Origin of the sequence: Flavobacterium zhoui (genome assembly GCF_042787235.1) — a bacterium.
Classification (GTDB): Bacteria; Bacteroidota; Bacteroidia; order Flavobacteriales; family Flavobacteriaceae; genus Flavobacterium; species Flavobacterium zhoui.
In genome coordinates, this window is record NZ_JBHZPY010000033.1 from 1 (window position 1) to 1,887 (window position 1,887).

The window sequence follows — 1,887 nt, forward strand, 5'->3', positions numbered from 1 at the left end:
AGAAAGAGAAAGTCACTTTTCTTAAAAAGAATTTTAATTGTAGTTTAAATCTCATATATTTACTCACTGATTAAACAAATAGAGTTCGTGTAGAGGTTTTTAGACGAACTGACGTTGTGCGAAAATTAAACCGAACTGACTAAAAAATAGAAATTGACAAATGCAATCCAAAAGTATCTTGATTCATATAAAATAGTATGCCCAAGTTTAACAAAAGAAGAGTTAAATTTTATTGCAGAAAGAACTACTATTTCTGAATTGAAAAACAAAACATTTTACCTAAAAAAAGACCAAGTCCAAAATGAGATGAGTTTTTTATATCAAGGTCTTTTAAGAAGTTTTTACATTGACGAAAAAGGAAATCAGATTACTATACAATTCATTAAAGAAGATGAATATATTGCCGATTACAGTGCTTTTATAACTCAAAAGCCAACTAAATTTTACATACAATGCATAGAACCTTGTATTTTAGTAAACATTTCATTTTTGACAATACAAGATGCTTATTTGAACTTTAAAAATTTTGAAAACTATGGAAGAAAAATAGCTGAAGCAATTTTAGTAAATAAACAAAATCGCATAGAAAGTTTTCTTTTTCAAAACGCAGAAAGTCGATATTTAAATTTCATAAAACAAAATCCAAGTTTAATTAATCGAATATCAATAACTCATTTATGCTCATTTCTGGGAATTGAGAGACAATCTTTAACTCGGATTAGAAAAAAACTAAATGCAAAATGAGTTTGTCATAAATGTGTCATTTAATAAAATTCATAAAGTTTAATTTTGATTTTTTAAAATCATAAATATGCAGATTCAGAAAAAAATAAAAATTGTTTTTACAATAGCAATTTTATTCACATTAAGTTCGTGTGCCTTTAACTTCACATTCTTTCGTCCTTATAAACTTCCTAAAAGTAATTTTTCTGTAACTGTTGGAACTGACACAACATTTGTGAAGATGGACACAATAACTTTACAGCCAACTTTTCTAAAAAGAAACAAAGACACTGTTGATTTTGGTTATTCAATTGAAAGTGTAATATTTAAAAGTTCTAATGGAAATAAATTAAATGGCTGGATGCTTAAGCCTAAAAATGTAAAAATAATTGGCACAATATTACATTTTCACGGAAGCGGAGGTAATTTATTATATCATCATAGGGCAATATCCCCACTTACCAAATTTGGTTTTCAAATTTTCACATTTGATTATAGCGGTTTTGGGTACTCTGAAGGGAAATCAACAAGAGTTTCTGTTGTGGAAGATGCGTATTCCGCATTCGACTACACTTTAAACCGTAAAGATGTTAAACAACCAAAAATATTGTTATATGGGCAATCTTATGGCGTTCATTTAGCTACAATTGTAGGTGTCAAGCAACAAAGTAAAATTGAAGGAATGATTTTAGAAGCTGGTTTCTCTTCTCACAGAGACGAAGCAGTTTATACAGTTCCAGTAATTGGAAATATTGTAAAACAAGGAATATGTACAAAAAATGAAATAAAGAAATTTAAGAAACCCTTATTAATAATTCATAGCAAAGAGGATAAAAAAGTTCCTTATTATATGGGTGAAAAGATATTTAAAAATGCAAATGAGCCAAAAGAGTTTTATCAAGTAGATAAAGCACATATTGAAGCATTGCAATATTATTCAAAAGAAATATCCAGTAAAATTAAAAAAATATGTAAATTAGAATAATCTTCGCACAACAGCTAGGGATTCGTTGCGTGCGCAGCACGAACAATGAAACCCGGGTTGATCGGAACCGATTGTACGTCCGTTAACACTATGGAGTTATCGTAAAGTTTTGAGAGAGAATGTGAAGAGGATTTAGGGTCCTCTTTTTTTTGGAGTGTTTTCTGCTTGGTTTTTTTCGT

2 protein-coding genes are annotated in these 1,887 nt (G+C 29.0%); both read left to right on the forward strand.

Translation table 11 applies throughout. The annotated features are described in order from the left end of the window. Positions 1-153: 153 nt before the first annotated feature. Positions 154-744 carry a Crp/Fnr family transcriptional regulator gene (locus tag ACFX5F_RS16180; protein ID WP_379853054.1) on the forward strand — a complete coding sequence of 197 codons (591 nt, stop codon included), beginning with the start codon at positions 154-156 and terminating at the stop codon, positions 742-744. 67 nt (positions 745-811) lie between these two features. Further along, positions 812-1,708, forward strand: a complete 897-nt coding sequence (locus ACFX5F_RS16185) for an alpha/beta hydrolase (RefSeq protein WP_379853055.1) — start codon at positions 812-814, stop codon at positions 1,706-1,708. Positions 1,709-1,887: the final 179 nt, after the last annotated feature.

Coding starts and splice junctions, on each gene's coding strand:
- ACFX5F_RS16185 (WP_379853055.1), top strand. CDS start 812: ATGCAGATTCAGAAAAAAATAAAAATTGTTTTTACAATAGCAATTTTA.